Source organism: Plantactinospora solaniradicis, from assembly GCF_042658085.1.
Lineage (GTDB): Bacteria > Actinomycetota > Actinomycetes > Mycobacteriales > Micromonosporaceae > Plantactinospora > Plantactinospora solaniradicis.
Genome location: NZ_JBHSPR010000017.1, coordinates 60,301 through 86,143 on the forward strand (window position 1 = coordinate 60,301; position 25,843 = coordinate 86,143).

Below are 25,843 nucleotides of genomic sequence, written 5' to 3' on the forward strand. Positions count from 1 at the left end.
TGGCACGAGCGACGGCTGGGAGTGGCGGTCGGGGAAGGAGCCGAGGTGACCGACCCACGACGACGGCACGCCCTCGTGGCAGCGGTGGTGCGCGGTGGCGCCCGTGGCGGGGTCGCCGCGATGGCCATGTCCGGCTTCCGCCAGGTGACCACCGCCCTGGAACTCGTACAGCGGACGCCGCCCGAGTCGATGCTGCTGCAGACCGCGCCGAACCTGTTCCGCCGGGTGCCGGTGCATCGCCGCCCGGCCCTGGTCGAACTCGTCCACTGGACCTACGGCGCGGCCGGTGGGGTGCTCTTCGGGCTGCTGCCCCGGCGCATCCGCCGGCGGGGCTGGATCGGCCCGGTGTACGGCTTCGTCTTCTGGGCCGTGTTCGAGGCCGGTGTCTCCCCGGTGTTCGGCATCGACCAGCGCCGGCACGGCACCCGGGAGCAACTGGCCCTGCTCGCCGACCACCTGTTGTACGGAACGGTGGTGGCCGCCGCACCCTGGCCGCTCGCGGACTGACCCCTCGGATTGGGGGCTGACCTGCACGTCGTCGGGCCTAACGCCCGAGCAAAGGGGTAGCCGGAGCGAACGGTCAAGGAAGGGGAACCAGCATGGGTAAGATCCACGGCCACGCCGACAACATCGTCTACGACCTGGTCTCGATCCAGTACCACGCCCTCAAGGGCGGTCAGGTGTACGAACGGTACAAGAGCGACGCCGAGGGTCACGACGACATCCGGCAGTTCATCGAGCGCATCCAGCGCGAGGACATCGACCGGGCCCAACGCGCACAGGAGTTGCTGGCGGCTATCAGCAACGTCCCGGTCGGCGCCCGCTGAGTCGGCGTCCCGCTACTGCCGTGCGTCCCGGTGGCGTCGGCGCCGACGGATCGCCCACCAGATCACCAGTCCGATCACCACCAGTGCGGCGAGGCCGGCGCCGGCCTCGCCGACATGGTCCTCCAGCCGGCGCCAGGAGGCACCGGCCAGGTACCCGAGCATCACGACGGTGGTCGCCCAGGCCGCGCCGCCGAGGGCGTTGAAGAGCAGGAACCGGCGGTAGGGCATCCGGTTCATTCCGGCCAGCGCCGGTACGAGGGTCCGGAGCACCCCGACCCACCTGCCCAGCAGTACCGCCAGCGGCCCGTGCCGGGCGATGAACTGCTCCGCCCGGGCCCAGCGCTGCTCACCCACCCAGCGGCCGGGCCGGCTACGTCGTAGCGGCACGCCGGACCAGCGGCCGATCTCGTATCCGACGCTGTCCCCGCCGATGGCGGCGACCGTCGAGACGATGACCATCGCCGGAAGGCTGACCCGACCGGTCGCGGCGAGCGCGCCGCCGAGCAGCAACGCGGTCTCACCCGGCAGGAACAACCCGATGAACGCGGCGGACTCCCCGAAGGCGAGCGCACCGACCACCAGGAGCGCGGGCCAACCGGAGAGTGCGGTGAGGCTGTCGACGACGCCGTCCAACCGGGCCGCCCGTCAGGCGGCGCCGGCCAGCCGGCGACATGCGGGCTTTCCGGCCGTTGCGAGATCCACCTGGTCATCGTGCCCGAGAAGATGGTATGAAACGCCGGAAATGCCCGACCTGACGACCGGAGATGGCCGGGCGGACCGGAGGCCCGGAGGCGGAAGACCGGCACGGCGGGTTCGGAGGCGGAGACCGGCACGCGGAGCCGGTGGGCAGGTCCCGACCCGGATCCGGTCAGACAGCGCCCGACGTTCCGGCCCGGAACTGTCCGGTGGCCCGGAGTACCGCCCCGGCGAACCGGCTCAGCGGCAGGTCGGAGAGCTCCCGCCGATCGAACCATCCGACATCGCTGAGTTCGTCGCCGTCGGCCACCGGAGTTCCGGCGACGATCTCGGCCTCGTAGACGGCGGTGACGTACGCGACCTGGTCGCCGTGCGGATAGCTGACCTCGTAGTCCGGGCCACCCAGCACGTCGAGGAGTCGGCGCAACCGGATCTCGACCCCGATCTCCTCACGGGCTTCCCGGACGGCCGCCTCGGCGGGCGACTCTCCGAACTCGACCGCGCCGCCCACCAGCCCCCACCCGTCGTGGTGTCCGCGATGCCGTACCAGCAGCAGCCGGTCCGCGTCGTCGACCGGCAGCACCGAGGCGGATGGGAGAAGCAACAACTCGGACCCGACGGCGGCACGCAGCCGGGCGATGTGCGGCGGAACTGGCATACCGCAACCGTACGGCCGCCGGCGGTCCGGGTCAGTGCGCGGGTACCGGTTCGCGGCGGCGCTGTGTGGCGGCGAGGACGGCACCGAGCACGGCGAGGACCGCGCCCGCGCCCACCGCCACGTCGGCCGGGTCGCCGAGCCGGAGGCCCCCGGACGCGACGGAGACGACCAGGGCCAGTCCGAGCGCCGAACCGACGTACCGGGCGGTGTTGCTGGCGCCGGATCCCATCGCGATGTGGTCGGACGGCACGCTCTCGACCGCCAACCTGGCCAGCGTCGCGTTCAGCACGCCGCTGCCGATGCCGGCCACGAACAGGCCGGGTAGCGCCCGCAGCCAGGTGCCCGACGCCACCAGGCCGAGCAGTGCGAGATCACCGGCCGCCGCGAGCAGCAGACCGAGCACGAGTAGCCCCCACAGCGCCCGGCCGGCACCGAGCCGGCGCATCTGCAACGAGACGACGAACGACGTACCGGCCCAGACGGCGAAGACTCCGGCGGTGAGCAGCGGACCCAGTCCCATCGTCCGTTGCAGCAGCGTGGGCAGGAAGCTCATCGGCCCGATCACCGCCAGCCCGGTACTGAGGCCGCCGAGGATGGAGAGCCGGAACATCGGCGAGCGGAACAGGGCGAGCTCCAGCATCGGCTGGCGCCCCCGATGCTCGACCAGGACGAACGCCCCCAGCAGCAGTACGCCGACCGCCAGTGGGATCCCGACGGCGGGACGCAGCCAGCCGCTCCGCGCGGCGGTGAACGCGACGAGCAGCAGGGTCACCCCGACCGCCAGGGTCGCGGTGCCCGACCAGTCGATCCGGCGCGACCGGGTCGACCGCGACTCGGCCAGGGTCCGGCTGCCGAAGAGCGCGACGCCGGTGGCGGCCACCGCCGCCAGCACGTAGTACGCCCGCCAGCCGGCGACCTCGGTCAGGCCGGCCGAGGCGACCGGGCCCAGTGCGATTCCGGCGCCGAGCGTGGCGCCCCAGCGGCCGGTGGCCTTCGCCCGGTCCGGCCCCGAACGGAAGGCGTGCCCGAGCAGTCCGAGTCCGGCCGCGATGATCGCGGCGCTCGCGGCGCCCTGGAGCACCCGGGCGGCGGTGAAGAGCACCGGCTCCTGGGCCACGGCGCAGCCGACGCTGCCGAGGGCCAGCAGGGCCGTACCGACGGCGAAGACGCGTCGCCGGCCGTGGTTGTCCGCGATGCTCCCGACCACCAGCAGCGTCGCCGCGAGGCCGAGCGCGATCCCGTTGAGCAGCCAGACCTGTGCCCCGGGCCCGGCGCCGAGACCGGCCGCCGTCTGCGGCAGCACGATCATCGGGGCGGTGTAGGTCATCAGGGCCAGCAGGGTGCCCGCGCAAACCACGAGCAGGGTCGCGAGGTCCCGTCGGGGTTCGGCCCGGTGCCCGGGTACGGCCGCCAGCACACCCATCTCCACCTCCAGGTTCAATCAACGAACTCGCACCCTACCAGGTAAATTCACTGACCGAACCAACTGCGGGGTAGCATCGACGCGTGGCCCTAGGGAAGAACTACGAGCGTCAGGACTGCTCGTTCGCCCGCGCACTGGAGTTGCTGGGCGAGCGCTGGACCCTGCTCCTGGTCCGGGACGCCTTCTACGGCGTACGCCGGTACGCCGACTTCCTCGCCCACCTGGACATCCCCCGGGCGGTGCTGGCCGAACGGCTCCGCACCCTGACCGAGGCCGGAGTGCTGACCCGGCACCGCTACTCGGACTCACCACCCCGGGACGAGTACCTGCTGACCGACCGCGGCCGGGAGCTGTGGAGCGTCTTCTACCCCCTGGCCCAGTGGGGCGAGCGACACCTCTCGACCGCCGGGCCCCGGCGACTGTTCGCGCACGCCGCCTGCGGCGACCTGCTCGACCCGACCGGCGCCTGCCGGGGGTGCGGCCGGGTCGCCCCGCCGGAGGAGGTCGAGGTACGCCCCGGACCGGGCGACCAGTCCGACCTGCGCGACGATCCGGTGACCGAGGCGCTGCGCCGGCCACACCGACTGCTCGAACCGCTGCTCTGACGTCCCGCCGTCCGGCCCTGTCAACCAGGAACAGGGTGATACCGGTCGGTACCATTCGAGAGCGGACTGGATAGGCCAGTACGTCCTCGAAACCGTCTTGTCGGGGCTTTTCCGACGATAGGCTCGGCTACGTGCGCGCCAGCATCGACGAGGATCCCCGGCTGCGCCCGGTGACCGCCGCGGACCGGGTCTGGACCGGCGTGACGACCACGGGCGACGGGCGGGTGTTCGTGAGCTTCCCCTCCGCCGACGGCCCCGGGGTCCAGGTCGGGGAGGTCGTCTCCGACGGCCGGATCGCCCCCTTCCCGGACGAGACCTGGAACGAGGCACGGGACGACCACAATCCGGACGGCGCCTTCGTGCACGTGAACGGGCTGCGGATCGGGCCGGACGGTAACCTCTGGATCATCGACGCCGGCAGCCCGGGGATCGGCCTGCCCGTCGTACCCGGCGGCCCCCGGCTGATCGTGGTCGACACCGACACCGCGACGGTCGTCCGGATCTACGACCTCTCTCCGGCGCTCCGGGACCGCAGCTACGTCGACGACCTCCGCTTCAACGGCCGGATGGGCTACCTGACCGACGCGGGCGCGCCCGGTCTGGTCGTGCTGGACCTGGAGACCGGGACCTGCCGGCGGCTGCTCGACGGGCATCCCAGCACCGTCGCCCGCCGGCCACTGCGGGCCGACGGGGAGATGCTGCGTGACGCGGACGGCAAGGAGTTGCGCATCCACGCCGACCAGCTGGAGGTGTCGCCGGATGGCCGGTACCTCTACTTCCAGCCCGCGTCGGGACCGATGCACCGGATCGAGACCCGCTGCCTCGACGACCCGGCCATCCCGGCCGAGGTGGTGGCCGAACGGGTCGAGCCCTGGGTGGACACCCCGACCACCGGCGGCACCGCGATCGACGCCGCCGGGGTGATCTACCTGAGCGATGTGGACCGGCGCCGGATCCTGGCGATCGGGCTCGACCGGAAGATCGAGACGCTGATCGCCGACCCCCGGCTGGTCTGGGGGGACGCGATGTGGCTCGACGGTACGGGTCAGCTCTGGATCCCGGCCGCCCAGCTCAACCGGACTCCGGGCCTGGCCGGCGGCCGGTCCAGCGTCGACTACCCGGTCTGGGTCTACCGGCTCGCGGTCAACGCCGTGCCGCCGCCCAACGACCACAGCTGATCCCGCCCACGGCGGTCCCACCCACAGCGATCCGCCAGAAACCGGCCGTTATGCCTCTGCTATTCTTCTGCTTCGATATGTAGGGGTACGGTCCAGTTCGGCGTGGCTCTGCCGTAGTGGAGACGTGGCACTGCTGTGGCGGACTCGACGGGGAGGGTCGGGGCGTATGTCTGTCGTGCCCGCTCCCCGAATGCCGGAGCCCGTGGAGCCGTCCCCGCCGCTCGTCACGGAGGCGTCCCCGCCGCTCGTCACGGAGATGCCGGCGGCCAGCGCCCTCGGCTGGGTGTACACGGTGTTCCCGGCCATGCTCCGGCTGACCTGCGGAGTCGCCTGCGCGGTGGTGGCGCTCGCGGTGCGTACCCCGCCGGTCTCCACGCCACTGCTGATCGTCGTGGTGACCCTGCTGACCGGCTGGTCGCTGCTGTTCGCCGGCTGGATGGTGTGGCGTGACGCCCGGGGTCTCGCGATGGCCGTCGACATCGGCCTGACCGTCGGCACCTGCCTGCTGATCCGGCACCTGGTGGCCAGCGAGGTGCTGCCCGGCGAGGTGAGCTGGGTGGCCATCCAGGCCAGCACCTCCGTCATCATCGCCCAGTTCGTCCTGCCGATGAGCCGGTCGGTGCCGGCCGGGCTGCTGGTGGCCGCCGCGTACGGCCTGGGCGCGCATCTCGCGGGCAACGACGACGAGGCGATCGGCCACCTGGTCACCCTCACCGTGCAGACCGGCTCCACCGCCGCCCTCGCCAACGTGGCCCGGCGCAGCAGCCGGCTCGCCGACGCCGCGTTCGCCGGATACCAGCAGGCCGCCAGAGCTGCCCTGACCGCGCGGGCGGCCCGGGAGGCCGAGCGCCAGCAGAACCGGGACCTGCACGACACCGTCCTGTCCACCCTGACCGTGGTCGGTCTCGGCGCGGTCGCCGGCCAGTCGCCGCTGCTGCGCGACCGGGCCGCGTCCGACCTGCGTACCCTCGCCGCACTGGCCGGAAGCCGGGAACCGGCGTACGGGTCGACGCCCGGCGCCGAACCGCTGGGCGGAGGTCAGGTCACCGCCCTGGACCAACGGCTGCGCGTACTCCTCGGCCGGCTGCCGGAACTGCGTGCGCAGGTGGCACTGGAGCCGTGCGAGGTACCCGCGCCGGTCGCCGAGGCGGTGGCGCACAGTGCCGCCGAGGCGCTGTCCAATGTGCTGCGACACGCGCCGGGCGCGACCGCCTCGGTGCGGCTGACCCGGGCCGGACACACGGTGTCGGTCGAGGTGGTCGACGACGGCCCCGGCTTCGACCCGGAAACGGTGCCGCGTCACCGCTACGGCCTACGCGAGTCCGTGCACGGCAGGATGGCGACGGTCGGCGGCCGGGCCGAGGTCGATTCCGCGCCCGGACGAGGCACCCGGATCCGGCTGGAGTGGCCCGATGTCGACTGAGCTGGCCGGGCGGGCCGCCGGTGAGGTCGCCACCACCGTGGAACGGGGACCCCGGATCGCGGCGGTGGTCATCGCCTTCGGCTGGCACGTCGTCATCAACCTTCCGGCCGTGCTGGCGCAGTGGCCCTACTACCGGCTGCCCTGGGTCGTCGGCGCCGGTTGGCTGATCTTCACCGTGGTCGGGCTGATCGCCGCCGCGAACCTGTTGCACGGCACCCCCGCGCCGGCGTGGCCACTGATCGGGGTGCTGCTCCTCGTCGACGTGGCGGTCTTCGCCTGCACCCCGGCGTCGGCGCTGTTCGACTCCGCGAACTTCGGCTGGGCCACGCTCGGCTGGTTCGTCGTACTCCTGCTCTGGGGTCGCCGGATCCCGGCGCTGGTCGCGGTGCTGGCGGTCGGCGCGGCCATCGCGCTGGTGGCGGTGCTGTCCGTCCGGGGCGGCGCCCCGGCCGACCTGAGCCGGTACGCCATGTACGTCTACGGCACCGCCACGCTGCCCGTCGCGATGATGATCGCGGTGAATCTGCTCAGCGCCCTGGCCGGCAGTACCGCCCAGGCGGCTGCCGCCCGGACGGCGATCGAGACCGAGCGGGCCGCCGCCGGCCGGATGCACCGGGCCCGCCGAGACCGGCTGGCCGCACTCGACCGGACCGCGGGCGCGATCCTGGTCGAACTGGCCGAAGGGCGGGCGGATCCGGCAGACCCGGTCGTCCAGCGACGGTGTGCGTTGGAGGCGTCCCGGCTGCGCCGGCTGATCGCCGAGTCCGACGACGTACCGGATCCGTTGCTGCACGAGCTGCGGGCCTGCGCCGACGTCGCGGAACGCAACGGCGTACCGGTCGACTTCGTGGCCGTGGGCACCCTTCCGCCGCTTCCGGTGGAGATCCGCCGACAGCTCGCCGAGCCACTCACCACGACCCTGGCCGCCGCGACCCGGTGGGCCCGGCTGACCGTGGTGGCCCAGCCGGAGGAGGTCGTGGTGAGTCTGACCACGGCCAGCACGTCGGCGATGACATCCGAGCCGGCCGACGGCGTCGGTGACACCATCGGCACACCCGACGGTGATCAGTCCGGCGGCCAGGTCGAGTACGTCTACGAGGAGGACGAGGAATTGGTATGGGTGCAGACCCGGTGGCGGGCGTGACCCCGGAGGGATCGCGGATCACCGTCGCGATCGTCGACGACCATCCCGTGGTCATCGAGGGAATCCGCTCGTGGCTGGCCACCGAGTCCCGATTTGCGGTGGTCGCGACCGGCGAGGACCCGGACGTGGTGCTGGCCGCCGGCCAGCCGCAGGCCGACGTGATCCTGCTCGACCTGCGGCTGCACGGGCGGATGGTGATCGACAAGGTCGCCGAGCTCAGCGGCGCCGGCCGGCGGGTCGTGGTCTACTCCGAGCACACCGACTCCGACACCATCCTGGCCGTCCTCGACGCGGGCGCGGTCGCCTTCCTGGCCAAGCACGAGGGGCGGGAGCACTGCGTACAGACCGTTCTCGCGGCGGCGAGCGACCGTCCGTACGTGCCGCCGGCGCTCGCCGGTGCGATCGTCGGTGACCGGCGCTCCGGCCGACCGGTACTGTCCGACAAGGAACGCGAGGCGCTGCTGCTCTGGTTCCAGTCGATGTCGAAGGCGTCCGTGGCGCGGCGGATGAACATCAGCGAACACACCGTCAAGCAGTACGTCGACCGGGCCCGCATCAAGTACGCCCGAGCCGGTCGGCCCGCGGCGACCAAGGCCGCCCTGCTCGCCCGGGCGATCGAGGACGGCCTCGTCCGGGCCGATGAGATAGGCAACTAGAGGTTTCGTAGCACGGGCGCGGCCGGTAGATCCCCCCTGCATCGCCCATCGGTAGTCCCCCGGATCAGCCGAGCGTCCGACCCCCTAACAACCGTCGTGACAGGCGATCCGAAGTCCGCCAGCCTATTGGGTAAGACGTCCCGAAACGGGAGGCCCCCGCAATGACCGAGAACGCGTCCCCGTTCTTCATCCGGCCCTACCGCTTCGATGACCCGGACCCCGACGACACCTACTTCCCCCGCCTCGACTGGCGCCGCCGACTTGTGCTCGACAGCGACGAGCAGGTGCTGTGGCACGACCAGATCGAGGTCACCGGGTACCTGCTCACCCCCGGCGGCGGTGTCGACGAACTGGCCTGGACCCTGCCCCGGCAGGCCGAGGTCGTGGTCACGGACCGACGGCTGACGTACGTCTGCGCGGACTGCCACATCGGACCCGCGCCGGGATTCCGGGCGGACCCGAGGCACCGGCGCCGCACCGGTCCGGTCGGCACCCGGGTGGTGACCGGCCAGATCCGCTGGCAGTGGCCGTCAGCGCTCCGGATCGTCCCGTCGACGACCGGGACCGGTGGCGGGCCCGGGCGGGACGGCGCCGAACGCCTGCTCGTGGTCTGCGACGCGGTCCGGGCGACCGGTCGGCCCGCCCTCGCGCTGTCCGGAGGTCCGCTCGGATCGGCACAGAGCCTGCGGCGGCTGGCAACCGTGATCCGACGAGCGGTGGCCGGGTTCCGGCTCGCCAATCCCGCCATGGTGGAACTCGCCCCACCGGAGTGGGACGCACTGATTGCCCGGGCCGGGCTGGCGCTGTTCGCCGAGGCCCTCGCCGATCCCCGCCGCGGCATCGACCTGCCCGGCGCGCTGCCGGTCGAGTTCGCCCACCGGGACGACTACTACCGCCGGTCGCTGCGGCGCCGCAACGCACCGGCGCCGAGCCGGAGTGTGTCGACGCCCGGTGCGAACTCGCCGACGTCCGGGGCGAACCCCGCGGCGCCGGGCGCGAACTCGACGGTGCCGGGGGCGAACGCGCCGACGTCGAACCGGAACCAGTCGCCGTCGAACCGGAACGCGTCGGCACCGAGCCGGCTCACCGCCGCACAGAGCCGCTGGACGGACCGGCAGCCCGGCTCCGCCTCCTGACCCCAGACATCCCACGTTCGGCTCCCGCCCGGCCCCGCCCCGCCCGGCACCGTCGCCGTCGCCGCGTCGGGCGGGATCCGAACGGCCCCACGCTGCGCGGGGACCCGGACACCGGGACCCGCGCCGGCCGCCGCCGCCCAGACCGCCGACATCGGCGTAAGCCGGCAGGTGTCGCCGGGGCGTCGGCTGGGTACCCGGGGACGCCAACGTCGAGGAGGCGGACATGGACGAGCCGGCCGACCGGTCGAACGGGTACGGCCGACCTCTGGACCGTCTCCCCTGGCTGCTCCGCTGGGTCGTGCTGGCCAGCGCCTGCCTGCTCATCGTCACCGCCGGGGCGTACGTCCTCGCGCAGATCGCGATCCGGCTCGCCCCGCTGAGCATCGCGCTCGCCGCCACCCTGTTCCTGGCCGCGCTGCTCGACCCGGTGTCCAGTCGACTGCGCCGGCACCGGGTGCCGCCCGCGCTCGCCGCGCTGGCCGCCCTGCTGCTGTTGCTGGGCCTGCTCGGCGGCGCCGTGGTGCTGATCTGGCGGCTGACCGCCGACCAGTTCTCCGACCTGGCCCAGCAGCTCGACCAGGGGCTGGACCGGACCCGGGACTTCCTCACCTCGGCGCTGCCGGTCAGCCGCGAGCAACTGGACCAGTGGGCCGGACGGGTCCAGAGCGGGTTGCAGAAGTCCGCGCCCGATCCGATCAGCGGCGCGGCCACCGTCGCCGAGGCGGCCGGCGGACTCCTGCTCGTCCTGGTGCTGCTGTTCTTCCTGTTGAAGGACGGCCGCCCGATGTGGCGGTGGGTCCTGGGGTGGACCTCCGAGGGGATCCGCCGCCGGACCGAGCGGGCCGGCCGCGCCGGTTGGCGTACGTTGGGCGCCTACACCCGGGGCACGATGATGATCGCCGCGATCGACGCGATCGGGATCGGGATCGCCCTGGTCGTGCTGCGGGTGCCACTGGCTCTGCCGCTCACGGTGATCACCTTCCTCGGCGGCTTCGTGCCGATCATCGGTGCCACCGTCGCCGGCAGCATCGCGGTGCTCGTCGCGCTCGCCGCCAAGGGGCCGACCACCGCCCTGCTCGTCCTGGCCGCGGTGATCACGGTCCAACAACTGGAGGGCAACCTCCTCGAACCGCTGATCATGAAACGGCAGGTCCGGCTGCACCCCGTCGTGGTGCTGATCGCGGTCACCGCCGGCACACTGCTCGGTGGCATCGTCGGGGCGTTCGTCTCGGTACCGATCACGGCGGTGATCTACAACGTGGTCAGCACCATCGCCACCGATCGCCGGTCCAGAGCCGCACCCGGCACCGCTGACGGGCCCGGCGAGAACTCCGACGCCGCTGACGAGGCCGGCGGGAACTCCGATGCCGCTGACGGGTCGGGCGGCTTCGGTGCCCGGGCCACCGGCCCGGCGGCGCGGGACGACGGAGACGCGTCGGCGGCACGCGAGGCGTAGGCCCGGCCGGGTTCAGGGTGCGCCGAGCCGCTCGTGCAGTTCGCCGCCGGTCAGGTCGGCGAGGTAGATCGGAGAGCCGGGCTGCTGCCGGCGCCCGTCGGCGAGCCCTCCGGCGTCGACCGGCTCGAACCCGACCTGCTCGATCAGGTCGGAGACCCGTCGCTTCGCATCGACGTCGTCGCCGGAGACCGGCATGCCGTACCGCTGCATGGCGGAGGACTGTCGGCCGTACTCGCGCAGGTGGTCCCAGCGCATCGTGTTGAACGTCTTGACCACCCGGGCGCCTCCGAGGTGCCGCTGGAGCAGCTCGCTGGAGGTGGTCCGGTCCTCGTCCAGTTCGGGATAGTGCCCGTCTCGCTCCGGGTAGTAGTTCCCGGTATCGATAACGGTCTTTCCGGACAGCGGATCGGCGGGCACTTCGGCATACCGCCCGAACGGCACCGAGACCACCACCACGTCGCCGAACCGGGCCGCCTCCTCGACGGTGGCGGCGTGCACCTGCCCAACCAGCTCCTCGGTCAGGCCGCGAAGCGTCTCCGGCCCCCGCGAGTTGGCCACCGCCACCTCGTGGCCAGCCTTGCCGAACAGCCGGGCCAGGGTGCCCCCGACGTGGCCGGTGCCGACGATGCCGATCCGCACGACCGTCCCTCCCTCCGACGTCCGGGCGGCTACCCGGGCAGGCACCGGTCAAACACCTGCACCGCGGTCGGCCCACCCGGCGCATAGGCTTGAGCAGTGCCGCGGGCCCGTGCCGGCCGAGGGGGTGACGGATGGCGAGCGAGCCGATTTCGCACTTCGTCGCGCAACGTCCGGCTCCGGCGCTGCGCCCGTTCCTCGCCGGGTACGTCGGGTACCGGGAGGTGGGAATTCCGCCGGGCCGGCACCGGGGCCTGCCGTCGCCGTACCTGACGATGATCGTCACCCTCGACGAGCCGCTCGTCGTTGCCGCGCACCCGGACCCGGCCACCCCACCCGGCCGGTACGACACGCTCGTCGGCGGCCTGCACACGGCACCCGCGCTGATCGCACACGACGGCCGCCAGTCCGGTGTCCAGCTGGCGCTGTCACCGCTCGGCGCACGGACGTTGCTCGGTCTGCCGGCCGGCGAACTGACCAACACCGATCTCGACGCCGGCACCCTGCTCGGCCCGCTCGCCGGGGAACTCCACGAACGGATTCGTACCGCCCGGACCTGGGCCGACCGGTTCGCGGTGCTGGACCGGCTGCTCCTGCGACGCCTCGACGTCGAGAGCAGTCTTCCCGCCGAACTGGTGTGGGCCTGGCGACGGCTGCTGGCGACCGGGGGCGGCGTGTCGGTGTCGGAACTGGCCCGGGAGATCGGTTGGAGTTCGCGGTACCTGAGCCGGTGCTTCGGGGTGGAGATCGGGCTGAGTCCGAAGCGGGCCGCCCGGGTGGTGCGATTCGACCGCGCCCGCCGGCTGCTCCAACGCCGGGTCGGCGCGGGCCGGTCCGGCGGGCTGGCCGAGGTGGCCGCCACCACGGGCTACTACGACCAGGCACATCTCGACCGGGACTTCCGGGTCTTCGCCGGCTGTCCGCCGAGCCGCTGGCTCGCCGAGGAGTTCCGAGCCGCCGAGGAGTTCCGAGCCGCCGACGACCAGGGCGTCCCAGAGGAGTTCCGAAACGTCCAAGCCGAGCCGCCGCCCGGAGCACCAGACTCGACGGCATGACAGTTGATCCGCCACCTCCGCAGGTCTGGCCCACGCTCCGCGCCAGGGACGCCCGGGGACTGATCCGGTTCCTCGTCGACGCCTTCGGCTTCGAGGAGGTCATGGTCAGCGCCGAGGGTGACCTCGTACACCACGCCCAACTCCGCTGGCCGCCCGGCGGCGGGATCATGCTGGGCAGCGTCCGCGACGATCCGGAGGACCCGTGGCCGCTCCAGCCGGGCACCTTCGGCGGCTACGTGGTCACGGACGACCCGGACGCGCTCTGCGCGCGGGCGGTCGCGGCCGGCGCCGAACTGGTCCAGGAGGTACGGGACACCGACTACGGCTCGCGTGACTTCCTGGTCCGGGATCCGGAGGGCAACCGCTGGTCGTTCGGCACCTATCGGGGCGAGCCGTACCAGTCCTGACCGTCACGGGGCGGGGCGGGTCGACTGCCCGCCCCGCCCCGGGTCGGCCTACGCGGCGTTGTACGCCAGGCAGCGCTCCAGCTGGTAGCTGTCGTCGTGCCCCCAGTACTCGGCGATCCGGTCGCCGTCGATCCGGATGATGTCCACTCCGGCGACCGACGCATCCGTCTTCCGATCCGGACGAAGCCCGTCGCCACCGCCGGTACGGGTCCAGCGGCCGGCGATCAGTTCGGGCCCGATGATGGGACCGACCTCGACGGTCAGCCGCGCTTCCGGGTGGCGGTCGTGTCGCGCCGACAGCCAGGTGACGAGCGCCTGACGCCCGTCGAGGTGTTCCGGGCCGTCAACGGTTGCCGGCAGGTGGGCGGCCACCGTGGGGGCGAGGACCTCCTCGACGAGCGACAGGTCGCCGTTGCGCAGCGCCATCCAGTTCGCCCAGAGCATCGGCCGGAAGTCGACCGGAGCAAGGGCCGAGCTGTGGTTGGTGTTGATGGTCATCGCGAGAGTTCCTCCCGTGGGCGGTGGTCCGGCCCGGCTCACCGTCACGGCGGCGGCTCGGGCCGATCTCGTCAGCACCATTCTCGTGGGTGGTCAGGACAGCATCCTGTCCGCTTTTCTCGACGAATCCGCACCTCCGGGCAACTGGAGGCGGGTCGCCGGCAGGTCGAGTCCCACCTGCCAGACCCGGTCGATCGACCGGCGCGGCGCGACCTCGTCGGTGACCGCCGCCTGACGCATCCGGTCCAGCCGGAACCCCCGCACCTCCTGCCGGAGCCGACACCAGCCGACGAGATACCACAGGCGACCGGCGCCGAGCAGTTCCACCGGCTCGATGAGCCGGGAGGACGCCGTTCCGTGCCGGTCGACGTACTCGATCGACAGCACCGTGCGGCTCAGCACCGCGTCCCCGGCGGTCCGCAGCACCTGTCGGGCCGGTGCGGGCTCCGGACCGGACGGGGTCAGACGGATCCGGTCCGCGACCTCGCGGACCGCCTCCACATCGGACCGCGACATCACAGCGAGGATCTTGTAGAGGACCGAACGCGCCGCGTCGAGGAACGGAGTGTCGACCATCGTCTCCAGCGCGACGGCCGCGGCGATCGCCTCGCGCGGGGTGATGTTGACCGGCGGTAGCGTGTAGGCCCGGTCCAGCGCGTATCCGCCACGCCGGCCGAGTTCCGGATAGATGGGTACGCCGGACTCCTGCAGGGCACCGATGTCCCGCCGGATCGTGCGCGCGTCAACCTCGAAACGTTCGGCGAGCCAGCGCGCGCTGCGCGGTCTGGGTGCGACCGCACGCAACTCTTCCACCAGGGCGTAAAGCCGATCGGTACGGTTCACCTGCCGACACTATCGATGGGGTACGACGTTTCCGCCGGCCAACCGCGTCGGGACCCGGTCAGGACGGTCCCGGGCTGCCCACCAGACCGGGGGCGTCGGCGAGCCGCAGCACGATGTTCGCCAGCGCGGGAGTCCGGGTGTCCCGGGGATCGCTGAGGATGTCCGCCCAGAACCGGGCGTCCCGCGCGGCGTCGGAGTCGCCGACCTCGTCGTACGCCCGGGCCAGCATGGCGAGGGTCGCCGCCCGCGCCGACGGCATGCTCATCTGCTCGAAGGTCCCGGCGCAGCGGCGCAGCACCTCGACGGCGGCCGCCGCACGCCCCTCGCCGATCCAACTGACCGCGAGGTCCCGGGCCAGACCGGTGGCCCACGGCCGGTCCCCCAACTGCACCGCCAGGTCGTGACTCTGCTGGAGCCGGTGCACCGCCTCCGTACGCCGGCCCAGGCAGACCGCCGCCGAGGCGAGATGGCGCAGCGCGGCCAACAGCACGTACCGGTCGCCCACCGTCCGGAGCAGGTCCACGGCCCGCTCCGCGGCGGCGTACGCGAGCGACGGCTCGCCGCGCAACAGCCGGGTCACCGCGAGCGCGTTCAGGCAGCGGGCCGTAACGATCTCCGCGGCGCCCAGCTCACCGGCCTCCTCCACCGCCGCCTGGTCCACCGCCAGCGCCTCGTCGAGCCGGCCCAGTCCCCGGTACGCGGCGGAGAGGACCGGAGCGGCCAGCAGGGCACCGAGCGGATCGCCCTCGGCCCGGAACAGCTCGACCGCCCGTCGCGCCGTCCGCGCGGCGTCCTCGGCCTGGTTCTGGTAGTCGTGCAGCACCGCCTGGTCACTGAGCAGGCAGGCCAGGCCGTGCCGGTCGTCGAGCCGCTCGAACCGGGCCCGCCCGCTGGCCAACCGCTCGGCGGCGCCGATCAGATCGCCCCGGGCCAGCCGCAGCACCCCGCTGACGAACTCGGTACGCGCGACCGTCCGGTCGTCACCGCACCGCTCGGCCGACTGTCGGGCCAGCCGCTGGACGAGCTGCAACTTCGTCCAGTGGCCGTGTACCCAGAGGAAGGGCGCGAGCCGTCCGGCGAGCACGATCGCGTCCCGGTCGGCGGCACCGTCCCCTGCCTGGCCGAGCAGGCCGAGAAGGAAGTCGAGTTCGGCCGTGAGCCAGCCGACCGGGTCGACGGCGATCCGGTCGGCGACGGCATGGCGGGACCGGACCGGTTCCGGCGGTCCCTCCAGACGGGCCCAGGTCAGGGTCCGGGGCAGTCCACGGGCGGCGGTCCCGGCGAGTGCGGTGGCCGCCGCCAGCACCCGACGCCGGGCCCGCGACCGCCGCCCCACCGCCCCGCCGTCCCGGAACGCCGGCCGGTCCTCCGCCGACGACCGGTCCGGCTCGTCCGCGCCGGCGAGTTCCTCGGCGTAGACCCGCAGCAGGTCGTGCAGGCGGTAGCGCGGCTCGGCGCCGGGCACCGAACGGTCCACCTCCAGCAGGCTGGCCTCGACCAGCTCGTCGAGTACGCGGTCGACGTCGGGGTGGTCGAGCAGTTCGGCGACCGCCCAGGCGGCGAAGCTGACCGGCCCGAGCGAGCCGAGCAGGCCGAACGCCTCCCGGGTAGCCGGGGAGAGGGCCTGCACGCTGAGCGCGAGACTGGCCCGGACCTGCTGGTCACCGGCGGCCAGTTCGTCGAGGCGCTGCCGTTCGTCGTCGAGCCGGTCCGCGAGGATCGCCAACGGCCAGGACCGGGTGGCGAGCCGGGTGCCGGCGATCCGTACCGCGAGTGGCAGGTTGCCGCAGGCGGCGGCGATCCGGGCCGCGTGGCCGGGCTCCTCCGCCACTCGGTCCGGGCCGACGACATGGGCCAGCAGGTCCCGCGCCTCCTCGTCGGTGAGGGGACCGATCGGCAGGTGCCGGGCGTCGATCAGGCCGCTCAACCGCCGACGGCTCGTGGTCAGCACGGCGCTGCCGGGCGTGCCCGGCAACAGTGGCCTGACCTGCGCGGCGGTCGCGGCGTCGTCGAGCACGACGAGCACCCGACGGTCGGCGAGCCGGGCCCGGTAGGCCGCCGCGAGGGCGGAGAGGTTCTGTGGCAGTGCCGATCCGGGTACGCCCAGCACGCGCAGCAGGTCGGCCAGGACGGCGGCGGGATCACGCGGCGCGGCGGAGGCGCCGGTGAGATTGACGAAGAGCTGACCGTCCGGAAACCTGGCCCGGATCCGGTGCGCCGTCACCACCGCCAGGGCACTCTTGCCCACCCCGGGCTGGCCGGACACCGCGACCACCGGCACCGCGCCGGCATCCGCCCGCAGCAGCTCCTCGATCCGGTGGAGGCTTCCGGTACGGCCGACGAACCCCGGCAGCGCCGGAGGGAGCTGGCAGACCGGAAACGGTGACCGGGCGACCGCCTCGGACCGGTGCGACCGGGCGATCGACGGCTCGTCGCCACGCAGGATCGCCTGGTGCAACCCGCGTAGCTGCGAGCCCGGCTCGATGCCCAGCTCCGTGACCAGCGTCTCGCGGGCGTGCTGGTAGGCGGCCAACGCGTCGGCCCGCCGGCCGGCACGGCACAGCGCCACCATCAGCTGCCCGTGCGGCCTCTCCCGCAGCGGATGTTCGGCCACCAGCCGGTGCAGCTCGGCGAGCACCGGAGCGAGGTCGCCGTCGGCGGCGAGGTCGGCGTCCACACAGTCCTCCTGGGCGCCGACCCGCTCAAGCTCCCACCGGGCGAGTTCGGGCTCCAGGGTCGGCACCGAGAGGTCGGCCAGCGGACGCCCCCGCCACTGCCGGAGCCCGCGCCGGAACCGCTCCGCGGCGGTGACCGGATCGCCCGAGGCCAGTGCCGCCCGCCCGATGGCGACCTCGCGCCGGAACACCAGCACGTCGACGTCGTCGGTGTCGACCCGGAGCAGATAACCGTCGCTACGGTGTTCGATGGCCGCGCCCGGCAACCGGTCCCGCAGCCGGGAGACGTAGGTCTGCAGGTTCGACGCGTACGACGCCGGTGGGCGGTCCGCCCACAACGCCTCCACGAGGCGGTCGACCGTCACCACCTGTCCGGCGCCGACCAGCAGGGCGCCCAGCACCGTCCGCTGGTGCCGACTGCGCAACACCAGCTCGGCGCCGGTGTCCGCGCAGACCCGCAGCGGCCCGAGAACCCCGAACTTCACTCGCCGTCTCCCCGCACCGCCATCGGCAAATCACGGACATGAAACCGTACTACGGGCCCGAACAGGGATCCGACCCGCAAATCGCCCGGAGTGGTGTGGCCGTGTGGCAACTGTGTGGCGGACCTGCCCAAGCTGCTAGAGGCCCGCACGGGGGACGGGTCCGCCGACGGGGGGCGGGACCGGCCGACGGGGAGGCGGGACCGCCCGAAGCGGCGGACCCGGCCGGTTGGTGAGGGCGGCCCGTCGGGGGGCGGGCCGCCAGGTCAACGGGGGGCGTGGTGACCGACCGGGCGCACGCCCGGGCGGCACCGCGCGGCCCCGACTTCCCCGGCCGCTTGTGGCCCGACCTCCCAACCCGTTGTGGCCCGACTTCCCGGCCCGTTGCGGCCCGACTTCCCGGCCCGTTGCGGTCCGACTTCCTCGATCGTCGCGGCCCGACTTCCTTAGCCCACCGCGAAGCGATTCTTAAGACTCGGCTAAGCGGGCCGCTCGGACTGGTTTCCCGCGCGGTAAACCTGTACACCTTGTCCGTGACTCGTCGTCGGGATGTCGATACGGCGGAGCCGCTCACCGAGTGGGTGACGGGTCTGCTGCCAAAGGTGTCGTCCGAAGATCCCTACGACCGGCCGACGGGGGGACGGGGCCGCGACCCCGAGTTCGAGCCGTATCCATCGCCCGAACCACCCCGGTCGGACGGCGGGTGGTCGACGACGACGCGGAGCCGTGAGCCGCGTTCGTACGCCCAGGACGCCCCGGACCACCGCCCCGGGCCCGGCGGCGGCCTGGATGCCGCCCGCCACCGGGAAACCGCGGAGGTGGAGCCGTACGACCGCAGCGGGCGGCTCTTCTTCCACATCGTCTTCTGGTCGGCGCTGGCCACCAGCGTCGAGCTGTGGTGGTTGAACACCCCGTCCGGGTCGATCAACACAACCGCCGACATCCTGATCGCCGGTGGCCGGCTCACCGGCATGGTCGGCGGCTTCCTGTTGCTCGCCCAGGTGTTGCTGATGAGCCGGGTGCGCTGGCTGGAACGCTGGATCGGGGCACACTCGCTGCTCATCTGGCACCGGGAACTCGGCGCCTTCCTGCTCCTCGCCATCCTCGCCCACGCCGGACTGATCGCGGTCGGCTACAGCAAGCTCACCAACGAGCCGGTGGTGGCCGGCACCTGGCGGCTGCTGAACACCTACGAGGACATGCTCAGCGCGGCGCTGGCCACCGGCATCCTGATCGGGATCGCCCTGCTCGCCATCCGGGCGATCCGCCGGATGATGAACTACGAGCTCTGGTACTACCTGCACCTGAGCACCTACCTCGTGCTGCTGTTCGGGTACGGCCACCAGTTCGCCACCGGGCAGGAGTTGTCCAAGCCCGGCTTCGGCCGGTACTTCTGGGCGGCCCTGTACTTCTTCGTCATCGGCTGTGTCCTCTGGGGACGGATCATCTCCCCGATCGCGTTCAACGTCCGGCACCGGCTGCGGGTCGAGGACGTCGTCCCGGAGGCACCCGACATGGTGTCGATCTACATCTCGGGAAACCGGCTCGACGAGCTCGACGCCCGGGCGGGGCAGTACTTCCGCTGGCGGTTCCTGACCAAGGGCTGCTGGTGGCAGGCGCACCCGTTCTCGCTCTCGGCGGCGCCGAACGAGCAGTGGCTGCGGTTGACCGTCAAGGTGGTCGGCGACCACACCGAGTCCCTGCAGTACCTGGAGCCCGGCACCCGGATCTTCGCCGAGGGCCCGTCCGGCGTGTTCACCGCCGACCGCGCGATCCGACCCCGGGCCCTGCTCATCGCCGGCGGCAGCGGCATCGCGCCGATCCGGGCGCTGCTGGAGGACCTGCCCGAGCACACCGTGGTGATCTACCGGTCCCGCAGCGAGGACGAACTGCTGTTCCGGGACGAGTTGGACTGGCTGGCCCGGGCCCGCAACGCCCAGGTCTGGTACGTCATCGGATCCCGGGAGGACCCGGCGCCCCGGCACCTCTTCACCGCCAAGGGCATGCGGGAACTGGTCCCGGACGTACGTCGGCGGGACATCTACCTCTGTGGACCGCCCGGCCTGGTGGACGTGTCGATGCGCACCATGCGCAAGCTCCGGGTGCCCCGTCGACAGATGCACCTCGACCCGTTCGAATTCTGATCCTTCCGCTCCACCCCCTACGGAGGTAGACCCCGTGCGTCGCGCCGCGTTCGCCGTACTCGGCACCGCCATCGGCACCGCCCTGCTGATCGGCGCCAAGCTCGGCACCCCGACCTCAGGTTCCGACACCCAGGTCGCGCTGGAGGAGCCCGCAGACGAGACCGCCGCCACCCCCACGGCGAGCGCCAAGGCCCCGGCCGGAAAGAAGACCACCGCGCCGCCCGCGAAGAAGCCACCGGCGAGCGGACTGCGCGACGGCACCTTCGCCGGGGCCGGCGCCAGGTACGACTACGGCACCATCAAGGTCACCATCACCGTCAAGGGCGGCAAGGTGTCGGACGTCGATGCCGACTACCCGGACGAGGATCCGACCAGCGCCGGGATCAACGAGAACGCCATCCCGAAGCTGCGCCAGCAGGTGCTCGCCGCGCAGAGCGCCAGCAAGATAACCACGGTCTCCGGGGCGAGCCTGACCAGCGCCGCGTACAAGGCGTCGTTGCAGTCGGCGCTCGACAAGGCGAAGGCCTGAGCCGATGGCTGCCGCAGGGCTGCGCCGGGTCGAGCAGATCATGGGTACGCCGATCAGTGTGCAGCTCACCGATCCACTTCCGGCGCGCCGGCTGGAGGAGCTGGCCGAGGAGGTCTTCGACTGGCTGCGCGAGGTGGACCAGCGGTTCAGCACCTACAAGGAGGACAGCGAGGTCAACCGGTTCGACCGGGGTGAACTGGCCCTGGCGGACTGCTCCGCGGACATGCGGCTGGTCGTCGAGGCCTGTGCCGACCTGTGGCGGGACACCGACGGCTACTTCGACGCGTACGCGACCGGGCGGTTCGATCCGTCCGGCTTCGTGAAGGGCTGGTCGGTGCAGGTGGCCTCGGACCGGCTGCTCGCCGCCGGCTGCCGCTCGCACTGGATCAACGCCGGTGGGGACATCCGGGCCCATGGCGGCCCCCGCCCCGGCGAACCGTGGCGGATCGGGGTCCGGCATCCGTGGCAGCCGGACAAGGTCTGCTGGGTGCTGGGCAGCACCGACTTCGCGATCGCGACCTCCGGCACCTACGAGCGGGGATTCCACGTCATCGACCCGTACCGGGGCGAGCCGGCGACCGGGCTGACGTCGGTGACCGTGGTCGGCAAGGATCTCGGCCGGGCCGACGCGTACGCCACCGCCGGGGTGGCGATGGGGCAGTCCGGGCTGCGGTGGCTGGCCGACCTGCCGGGCTACGAGGTCGGCATCGTCACCTCCGACGAGCTGAGTTTCCGCTCGGACGGCTTTCCGGTGCTGCCGGCCGAACCGGCGGGACGGCCACCGTTGCCAGGCCGCGCCGACCTCGTGGATCAGCCGGTCCCCAGGATCGGGTAGCGCGGCGGTCAGAATCCGCCCGTGGCGGCGCCCGCCGGCAACGAGGAGCCGTCCAGCGGCGAGTCGCCGAGGAATCGGGACCAGCGGCCGCCACCGAGCAGGCCGCCCTCCCGGGCGAGCTGCGGCACCGTCGTCAGCATTCCCTCCGCGCCGTACAGCGCCACCGCCAGCCCCGGATCGAGCTTCGGCTCGCCGCCGACGGGAAACGGATGCTGGCGCCGGGCGGCGCGGAGCAGCCGGGCACCGCTGACGGTCCGGCGGGGCAGGAACCAACTGGCGACCACGCCGAACGCCAGCACCATGACCAGGCCGGTGCCGACGCCGACCAGGTCACCGGCGACCAGCCGGCCGACCAGGATCGGCGGGACGAGCACCAGCATCGCCGGAAGCAGGAACCGGTGCCAGGCCGGGCGGAGCAGGCCGAGCCCGATCAGGCCCTCGCGCTGCTCGGCCAGGGCCCGCCGGACACGATGCTGGTTGGCGACCTCGCGGGGCGCCATCGAGCCGTAGAGCGCGCCGAACAGGGCGCGTTCCAGCGGCTCCACGCCGGCCGGCAGGACACCGGTCCGGCGGAGCCCACCCGGACGGTCGGCGACCACCAGACCCCGGACGTGCAGCTTGACCAGTGCGGTCCGGACAGCGGCCCACGCGCCGCCGCTCAGGTAACCGAGGTCCGTCGTGCTGGCGTCCGATGGGTCCGTCATACCTTCCAGTATGGAACCCCCGCGCACCCCTTTATCGGCTACCTCGACGGTTGGCCGGGCAGGTGGGCGCCGAACCACTCGGCCGCCTCCCGGGCCACCTGTTCCAGGGTGCCGGCCTCGGAGAACAGGTGGGTGGCTCCGGGTACGACCCGCAGCTCCGCCGTGCTCTCCACTTCGGCGAGCGCCTGTTCGTTGAGTCGGAGCACCTCGTCGTCGAGCCCGCCGACCAGCAGCAGCGTGCTGGCCCGTACCCGGGGCAGGTTCGGGCCGGCCAGGTCCGGACGCCCGCCCCGGGAGACGACCGCGTACACCTGGTCCGGTCGGGATGCGGCGGCGGCCAGCGCGGCGGCGGCGCCGGTGCTGGCACCGAACAGTCCGATCGGCAGCGGCCCGGCCGGGGTGCCGGTGCCCAGCCAGTCGACGATGCCGACGAGCCGACCGGTGAGCAGGTCGATGTCGAACCGCAGCTCGCCGGTCCGGTCGTCGACCGCCTCCTCGTCCCGGGTCAGCAGGTCCACCAGCAGGGTGGCCAGGGCCGCCCGGTTCAGCGCGTCGGCGACCAGCCGGTTGCGAGGGCTGTGCCGGGAGCTTCCGCTGCCGTGCGCGAACAGCACGATCCCGCGCGCACCGGCCGGGACGACCAGGTCACCGGTCAGTTCGACGCCCCCGGTCGGAATCGTCGTCTCGGTCGTCCGGATCTCCATCCGGCTGCCTCCCTGCCTGTTCCCGGTGCGGCCGGTCGCCCCGGTCGGGTACGCCGGGACCGGCCTCTGGTGTCGGCCATACCCGCCGTCGGCGGGGTCAACCGTCGCCGCGCCGGCGGCCGGGTTTGCCGGTGCGGCCCCGGGGAAGGCCCCTCGGACGCCCGAGAGCCACCGGACGGACAATCCGCCAACCGGCCGACGAACGTGAGGGATGTTATGGCCCGCCAGAAATCCGGCAAGTCGAAGTCTTCCCAGTCCAGCACCGGCGATGCCGCCAAGCAGCAGACCCCCGATCTGAGCGAGTGGACGGACGAGGCGGCCAAGGCGAGGACGATCGACGATCCCCGCCGGATGCCGCCGCGCGACTCGACCGGACTGCCCTCCAGCGGCGACCGGTACACCGAAGACCCGCGCGACCGGTAGGCCGTCTGGGAGGCGGCTCCTGTCAGTGGGGGTGGTCCGTCACGGGCAATCCGAGCGCGCTGACCGCCGCAGCCAGGGTGACCGCCTTGGCCAGCAGTTGGGTGGTGCCGTACTCGTGCAGGTGGACGGTGCAGCCGGCACGGTCGAAGCGTACGGTGACCGGTTTGCCGGGATGGTGATGCCCGAGCCGCGCGATGAGCCGGCCCGGGTCGTCGACCGGGCGTGGCCGTAGGGTCTGCGGTACCGGGATCGGCTGGTGCGGATCGTCGGGCACGGTCGCGGCGAGGGCCACTTCGAGGTACGTCACACAGGCAGCGACCGCCGCCGGCAGGCTCCGGTGCAGCGGCAGGTCGGTAAGCGGAGCGGCCGGGTCTGCGGCGATGATCTCCACGTTCCACCGCTGGCCGTGCACCCGCAACGGGTTGTCAGCTTCCAGTCGGTGGTCCTGCACCGTGATCGCGATGGCCAGGTGCAGACCGAGGGCTATTCCGATCAACTCGGTCAGCGGCGGCGCGTCCGCCGGCCGGGCGGCCAGCACCAGCCGGCCACCGGGGCGACCACGGGTGGCGAGGGCGATCTGCTCGGCGAGCGGGTCGTCGCCGGGATGGCGCAGGGTGACGATGCCGTCGCGGAAGTCCTGGCTGAGCTGGTGGCCGCCGTCGAGTTCGATGAGGTCGTCCGGACGCTGGTCGAGCCGCCAGGCCAGGCGGGCGAGCCGGTACCGTTCGGGCAGTTGGACGACGGGTTTGCCGCCGGGCTGGGTCGCGACGAGTGGTGCGTCCACCCGTGCGTTTCCGGGCTGCCGATGAACCCAGTTCTCGTGGACCACCCGGCCGGCGAGATCGGTCACGGTGACGACCGCACCGTGATACACCCGCCGACTGTCGCCGCAGGTGTGGCAGGACAGGTGCTGGGCGCTCGCGCCGGCCCCGGCACAGCGGTCGCACGACGGGTTGGCCGGGCTGCCGCCGAGGGTGCAGTAGCAGGCGCGGAGCCGGCTGCCTGGATCGCAGTCGGGACAGTCGTGGTACGGAATCGGCTCACCGAGCCAGTCCGGCGAGGGCGGTTCCCAACCGCGTACCAGGGCGGTGGTGACCCGGCGGGATACCTGACCGGTCGGTTCGTCGGTAAGGGTCTCGACGACGTGGTCGGGGCGCAGCGAGGTATGCCACCACCGGCCGTTTCGCCAGATCGCCTGCGCGCCGGGCCGACCGTCGCAGTCGCGGACCATCCGCCGCTCGACCTGGTCGCAGTCGACGGGTTCGGGGAGGTCGGGTGACGCAGCGCCGGCCCGGAGATAGTGCGCGGGGGCGTCGAGGCCGTGCGGTTCGAACCCGTCGAAGGCGTCGGCGACCGAGACTGCGGCGACGGCTGCCGGCAAATCGTCGCCGCGTACCCGCGAGGTTGCCGGTAATACGGCGACGCCGGGCGTCTCGTAGCGGATGTCCCAGTACAGCCGACCGTATCCGGAATCGCGGGCCTCGATGACCAGGTCGAGAAAGAGCTGGTCGGCGAGCCGGCAGAGCTTGGCGAGCCGGGCGTCGAGGTCGGGCGGCGGCGCGGCGACACTACGACCGTGGAAGACCCGCCACGGGTTGTGTGCACAGGTGGTGAGGGCTGCGGCGACCAGGGCGTCCCGGCGCTCGGCGGGCAGGTCGGGGCGCCACTCGCGGGAAAGCAGGACGTACTCGTCGCCGAGCGGACGCCACCCGGTGGAGATGTCGGACAGTGCGGTGGCACCGACGGTGGCGGCAAGGTCGGAGATGACCGGGGTGAGCGCGAGTTCCCAGCGCTCGTTCGACCTCTGTCGTGGTGCGAGTGCACCGGCCGTGACGCTGACCGACGCGACCCCGCCGGTGTCGGCGTTGACCACGGTGAGCACGAACTGGGCCCGGATCTCCCCCCGCTGGTCGCAGCGCTGGCAGGGGCCGGCGATCGTGCCGTCGCCCCGGCAGAGCAGGCACTCCCGGTACGGCTCGCCGCTCCCCTGCCGCCGCTCGTCGACAAGGAACTGGTCGCCGCCCCAGATACACCGGCAGTCGTCGAGGGTGAACGTCAACCCGGCACAGTCGGCGCAGACCACCACCGTCATATCGACCGCCGCCGTACCCGCCGGGTGCAGGGTATGTCGTGGTCGACCCGCAATCCGCAGCGCCGGCCGTCGGCCATCAACCGGCCACAGAACACCCGATGGCGTACGTCCTGATTGTGCTCCTCCGACACGGTGGTCCCCCGCGCGTCGGCGCCGAGAAAGGCCATCGTCCGAGCGGCGGTCCGCGCCAGGATGCGGGCCCGAGCCAGGTCGGAGGTGACGATCGGCAGGTGGATGACGTACCGCGACAGGTTGATGGTCATCGGCGGGCCATCTCACGCATGCTCGCCTGGCTGGACTGCCACCGACGCAACGCGTCCTTGATCCGCGCCGTCTCCTCCCGGCTGCGGGCCAGCTCCGCGTAGACGCCGCCGAGGTCGTCGCCGACCCGGTCGAGGAACGCGGCAACCTCGTCGGGATCCAGCCCGCGCCAGGTGACCGTGAACTGCCGGCCCCGCACCTGCCAGGGCCGGATCGGCCGGTACGACGCGGAACGGTACCCACCGACCACCGCGTACCAGCGTCGGGCCTTTCTCGATCTTGTCAGGATGCGCCGGAGGAGTTGTCGCACGTCGGGTACGTCCTTTCTCCTGAGATGTCCGGTGGGTGGGGTG

At 72.7% G+C, this 25,843-nt stretch carries 27 protein-coding genes; 15 read left to right on the forward strand and 12 right to left on the reverse strand.

Annotated elements, in window-relative coordinates:
* Positions 1 to 45 precede the first annotated feature (45 nt).
* Entirely contained in the window at positions 46 to 507 is a 462-nt protein-coding gene (locus tag ACFP2T_RS19935; RefSeq protein ID WP_377423994.1) for a hypothetical protein, read from the forward strand.
* 92 nt (positions 508 to 599) lie between these two features.
* Entirely contained in the window at positions 600 to 827 is a 228-nt protein-coding gene (locus ACFP2T_RS19940; RefSeq protein ID WP_377423997.1) for a hypothetical protein, read from the forward strand.
* A 12-nt stretch (positions 828 to 839) separates the two neighbouring features.
* On the opposite strand, the gene ACFP2T_RS19945 is transcribed toward ACFP2T_RS19940, so the two are convergent.
* The 3 genes from ACFP2T_RS19945 to ACFP2T_RS19955 all read right to left on the reverse strand — a co-directional run bounded on the left by ACFP2T_RS19945 (position 840) and on the right by ACFP2T_RS19955 (position 3,622).
* Positions 840 to 1,460, reverse strand: coding sequence for a DedA family protein (locus ACFP2T_RS19945; RefSeq protein ID WP_377424000.1), 621 nt, complete (start codon positions 1,458 to 1,460; stop codon positions 840 to 842).
* Positions 1,461 to 1,695: 235 nt separating this feature from the next.
* The gene (locus tag ACFP2T_RS19950; RefSeq protein WP_377424002.1) at positions 1,696 to 2,181 is read right to left on the reverse strand and encodes an NUDIX domain-containing protein; all 486 of its coding nucleotides are present in this window, start codon (positions 2,179 to 2,181) and stop codon (positions 1,696 to 1,698) included.
* 31 nt (positions 2,182 to 2,212) lie between these two features.
* On the reverse strand, positions 2,213 to 3,622 hold the full coding sequence (locus tag ACFP2T_RS19955) for an MFS transporter (RefSeq protein ID WP_377424004.1): 1,410 nt from the start codon (positions 3,620 to 3,622) through the stop codon (positions 2,213 to 2,215).
* A gap of 65 nt (positions 3,623 to 3,687) precedes the next feature.
* Between ACFP2T_RS19955 and ACFP2T_RS19960 the strand changes: the two genes are divergently transcribed.
* The 7 genes from ACFP2T_RS19960 (at position 3,688) to ACFP2T_RS19990 (ending at position 11,202) form a co-directional block, all read left to right on the forward strand.
* Complete coding sequence (locus tag ACFP2T_RS19960; RefSeq protein ID WP_377424007.1) at positions 3,688 to 4,209, forward strand: winged helix-turn-helix transcriptional regulator; 522 nt, start codon at positions 3,688 to 3,690, stop codon at positions 4,207 to 4,209.
* Positions 4,210 to 4,340: 131 nt separating this feature from the next.
* A complete protein-coding gene (locus ACFP2T_RS19965) occupies positions 4,341 to 5,387 on the forward strand; it encodes an L-dopachrome tautomerase-related protein (protein WP_377424011.1) in 1,047 nt (348 codons plus the stop codon).
* Positions 5,388 to 5,577: 190 nt separating this feature from the next.
* Positions 5,578 to 6,810, forward strand: coding sequence for a sensor histidine kinase (locus ACFP2T_RS19970; RefSeq protein ID WP_377424014.1), 1,233 nt, complete (start codon positions 5,578 to 5,580; stop codon positions 6,808 to 6,810).
* Positions 6,800 to 7,954 (forward strand): hypothetical protein, encoded by a 1,155-nt coding sequence (locus ACFP2T_RS19975; RefSeq protein ID WP_377424017.1) that lies wholly within the window; start codon positions 6,800 to 6,802, stop codon positions 7,952 to 7,954. Before ACFP2T_RS19970 ends, ACFP2T_RS19975 begins: the two co-directional genes overlap by 11 nt.
* Positions 7,927 to 8,610: a response regulator gene (locus ACFP2T_RS19980; protein WP_377424019.1), complete on the forward strand. Its 684-nt coding sequence runs from the start codon at positions 7,927 to 7,929 to the stop codon at positions 8,608 to 8,610. The genes ACFP2T_RS19975 and ACFP2T_RS19980 overlap by 28 nt, the downstream gene beginning before the upstream one ends.
* Positions 8,611 to 8,771: 161 nt before the next feature.
* Positions 8,772 to 9,746 carry a hypothetical protein gene (locus ACFP2T_RS19985; RefSeq protein WP_377424021.1) on the forward strand — a complete coding sequence of 325 codons (975 nt, stop codon included), beginning with the start codon at positions 8,772 to 8,774 and terminating at the stop codon, positions 9,744 to 9,746.
* A gap of 223 nt (positions 9,747 to 9,969) precedes the next feature.
* Entirely contained in the window at positions 9,970 to 11,202 is a 1,233-nt protein-coding gene (locus ACFP2T_RS19990; RefSeq protein WP_377424024.1) for an AI-2E family transporter, read from the forward strand.
* A 12-nt stretch (positions 11,203 to 11,214) separates the two neighbouring features.
* Here ACFP2T_RS19990 and ACFP2T_RS19995 read toward each other — a convergent pair whose 3' ends face one another.
* On the reverse strand, positions 11,215 to 11,841 hold the full coding sequence (locus ACFP2T_RS19995; protein WP_377424026.1) for an NADPH-dependent F420 reductase: 627 nt from the start codon (positions 11,839 to 11,841) through the stop codon (positions 11,215 to 11,217).
* A 131-nt stretch (positions 11,842 to 11,972) separates the two neighbouring features.
* Here ACFP2T_RS19995 and ACFP2T_RS20000 point away from each other — a divergent pair, with 131 nt between their 5' ends.
* Entirely contained in the window at positions 11,973 to 12,893 is a 921-nt protein-coding gene (locus ACFP2T_RS20000; RefSeq protein WP_377424029.1) for an AraC family transcriptional regulator, read from the forward strand.
* Complete coding sequence (locus ACFP2T_RS20005; protein ID WP_377424032.1) at positions 12,890 to 13,300, forward strand: VOC family protein; 411 nt, start codon at positions 12,890 to 12,892, stop codon at positions 13,298 to 13,300. Before ACFP2T_RS20000 ends, ACFP2T_RS20005 begins: the two co-directional genes overlap by 4 nt.
* Before the next feature lie 48 nt (positions 13,301 to 13,348).
* Here the strand turns inward: ACFP2T_RS20005 and ACFP2T_RS20010 are convergent, their stop codons facing one another.
* The 3 genes from ACFP2T_RS20010 to ACFP2T_RS20020 form a co-directional block, all read right to left on the reverse strand.
* Positions 13,349 to 13,798 carry a nuclear transport factor 2 family protein gene (locus ACFP2T_RS20010; protein ID WP_377424034.1) on the reverse strand — a complete coding sequence of 150 codons (450 nt, stop codon included), beginning with the start codon at positions 13,796 to 13,798 and terminating at the stop codon, positions 13,349 to 13,351.
* Positions 13,799 to 13,891: 93 nt separating this feature from the next.
* The gene (locus ACFP2T_RS20015; RefSeq protein WP_377424037.1) at positions 13,892 to 14,641 is read right to left on the reverse strand and encodes a helix-turn-helix transcriptional regulator; all 750 of its coding nucleotides are present in this window, start codon (positions 14,639 to 14,641) and stop codon (positions 13,892 to 13,894) included.
* Between the two features lie 58 nt (positions 14,642 to 14,699).
* Positions 14,700 to 17,801, reverse strand: a complete 3,102-nt coding sequence (locus ACFP2T_RS20020) for an AfsR/SARP family transcriptional regulator (protein WP_377424039.1) — start codon at positions 17,799 to 17,801, stop codon at positions 14,700 to 14,702.
* A gap of 599 nt (positions 17,802 to 18,400) precedes the next feature.
* Here ACFP2T_RS20020 and ACFP2T_RS20025 point away from each other — a divergent pair.
* The 3 genes from ACFP2T_RS20025 to ACFP2T_RS20035 are packed head-to-tail and all read left to right on the forward strand — an operon-like array spanning position 18,401 to position 21,306.
* Positions 18,401 to 19,942, forward strand: coding sequence for a ferredoxin reductase family protein (locus ACFP2T_RS20025; protein WP_377424042.1), 1,542 nt, complete (start codon positions 18,401 to 18,403; stop codon positions 19,940 to 19,942).
* 34 nt (positions 19,943 to 19,976) lie between these two features.
* On the forward strand, positions 19,977 to 20,471 hold the full coding sequence (locus tag ACFP2T_RS20030) for an FMN-binding protein (RefSeq protein ID WP_377424043.1): 495 nt from the start codon (positions 19,977 to 19,979) through the stop codon (positions 20,469 to 20,471).
* Between the two features lie 40 nt (positions 20,472 to 20,511).
* A complete protein-coding gene (locus tag ACFP2T_RS20035; protein ID WP_377424499.1) occupies positions 20,512 to 21,306 on the forward strand; it encodes an FAD:protein FMN transferase in 795 nt (264 codons plus the stop codon).
* Positions 21,307 to 21,314: 8 nt separating this feature from the next.
* Here ACFP2T_RS20035 and ACFP2T_RS20040 read toward each other — a convergent pair whose 3' ends face one another.
* Positions 21,315 to 22,010 carry a TIGR04222 domain-containing membrane protein gene (locus ACFP2T_RS20040; protein WP_377424045.1) on the reverse strand — a complete coding sequence of 232 codons (696 nt, stop codon included), beginning with the start codon at positions 22,008 to 22,010 and terminating at the stop codon, positions 21,315 to 21,317.
* Between the two features lie 38 nt (positions 22,011 to 22,048).
* Positions 22,049 to 22,714, reverse strand: a complete 666-nt coding sequence (locus ACFP2T_RS20045; protein WP_377424047.1) for a dienelactone hydrolase family protein — start codon at positions 22,712 to 22,714, stop codon at positions 22,049 to 22,051.
* Positions 22,715 to 22,930: 216 nt separating this feature from the next.
* On the opposite strand from ACFP2T_RS20045, the gene ACFP2T_RS20050 reads away from it, so the two are divergent.
* Positions 22,931 to 23,137: a hypothetical protein gene (locus tag ACFP2T_RS20050; protein ID WP_377424049.1), complete on the forward strand. Its 207-nt coding sequence runs from the start codon at positions 22,931 to 22,933 to the stop codon at positions 23,135 to 23,137.
* 22 nt (positions 23,138 to 23,159) lie between these two features.
* Here ACFP2T_RS20050 and ACFP2T_RS20055 read toward each other — a convergent pair whose 3' ends face one another.
* From ACFP2T_RS20055 to ACFP2T_RS20065, 3 genes are read right to left on the reverse strand one after another with little or no spacing between them, the layout of a single operon-like run.
* Entirely contained in the window at positions 23,160 to 25,229 is a 2,070-nt protein-coding gene (locus ACFP2T_RS20055; protein WP_377424052.1) for a hypothetical protein, read from the reverse strand.
* The gene (locus tag ACFP2T_RS20060) at positions 25,226 to 25,492 is read right to left on the reverse strand and encodes a hypothetical protein (protein WP_377424054.1); all 267 of its coding nucleotides are present in this window, start codon (positions 25,490 to 25,492) and stop codon (positions 25,226 to 25,228) included. Before ACFP2T_RS20060 ends, ACFP2T_RS20055 begins: the two co-directional genes overlap by 4 nt.
* Entirely contained in the window at positions 25,489 to 25,800 is a 312-nt protein-coding gene (locus ACFP2T_RS20065) for a DivIVA domain-containing protein (protein WP_377424056.1), read from the reverse strand. The genes ACFP2T_RS20060 and ACFP2T_RS20065 overlap by 4 nt, the downstream gene beginning before the upstream one ends.
* Positions 25,801 to 25,843 lie beyond the last annotated feature (43 nt).

Coding starts and splice junctions, on each gene's coding strand:
- ACFP2T_RS19980 (WP_377424019.1), top strand. CDS start 7,927: ATGGGTGCAGACCCGGTGGCGGGCGTGACCCCGGAGGGATCGCGGATC.
- ACFP2T_RS20000 (WP_377424029.1), top strand. CDS start 11,973: ATGGCGAGCGAGCCGATTTCGCACTTCGTCGCGCAACGTCCGGCTCCG.
- ACFP2T_RS19975 (WP_377424017.1), top strand. CDS start 6,800: ATGTCGACTGAGCTGGCCGGGCGGGCCGCCGGTGAGGTCGCCACCACC.
- ACFP2T_RS20035 (WP_377424499.1), top strand. CDS start 20,512: ATGGGTACGCCGATCAGTGTGCAGCTCACCGATCCACTTCCGGCGCGC.
- ACFP2T_RS20040 (WP_377424045.1), bottom strand. CDS start 22,010: ATGACGGACCCATCGGACGCCAGCACGACGGACCTCGGTTACCTGAGC.
- ACFP2T_RS20060 (WP_377424054.1), bottom strand. CDS start 25,492: ATGACCATCAACCTGTCGCGGTACGTCATCCACCTGCCGATCGTCACC.
- ACFP2T_RS20010 (WP_377424034.1), bottom strand. CDS start 13,798: ATGACCATCAACACCAACCACAGCTCGGCCCTTGCTCCGGTCGACTTC.
- ACFP2T_RS19970 (WP_377424014.1), top strand. CDS start 5,578: ATGCCGGAGCCCGTGGAGCCGTCCCCGCCGCTCGTCACGGAGGCGTCC.
- ACFP2T_RS20005 (WP_377424032.1), top strand. CDS start 12,890: ATGACAGTTGATCCGCCACCTCCGCAGGTCTGGCCCACGCTCCGCGCC.
- ACFP2T_RS20050 (WP_377424049.1), top strand. CDS start 22,931: ATGGCCCGCCAGAAATCCGGCAAGTCGAAGTCTTCCCAGTCCAGCACC.
- ACFP2T_RS19950 (WP_377424002.1), bottom strand. CDS start 2,181: ATGCCAGTTCCGCCGCACATCGCCCGGCTGCGTGCCGCCGTCGGGTCC.
- ACFP2T_RS20045 (WP_377424047.1), bottom strand. CDS start 22,714: ATGGAGATCCGGACGACCGAGACGACGATTCCGACCGGGGGCGTCGAA.
- ACFP2T_RS19990 (WP_377424024.1), top strand. CDS start 9,970: ATGGACGAGCCGGCCGACCGGTCGAACGGGTACGGCCGACCTCTGGAC.
- ACFP2T_RS20055 (WP_377424052.1), bottom strand. CDS start 25,229: ATGACGGTGGTGGTCTGCGCCGACTGTGCCGGGTTGACGTTCACCCTC.
- ACFP2T_RS19985 (WP_377424021.1), top strand. CDS start 8,772: ATGACCGAGAACGCGTCCCCGTTCTTCATCCGGCCCTACCGCTTCGAT.
- ACFP2T_RS19940 (WP_377423997.1), top strand. CDS start 600: ATGGGTAAGATCCACGGCCACGCCGACAACATCGTCTACGACCTGGTC.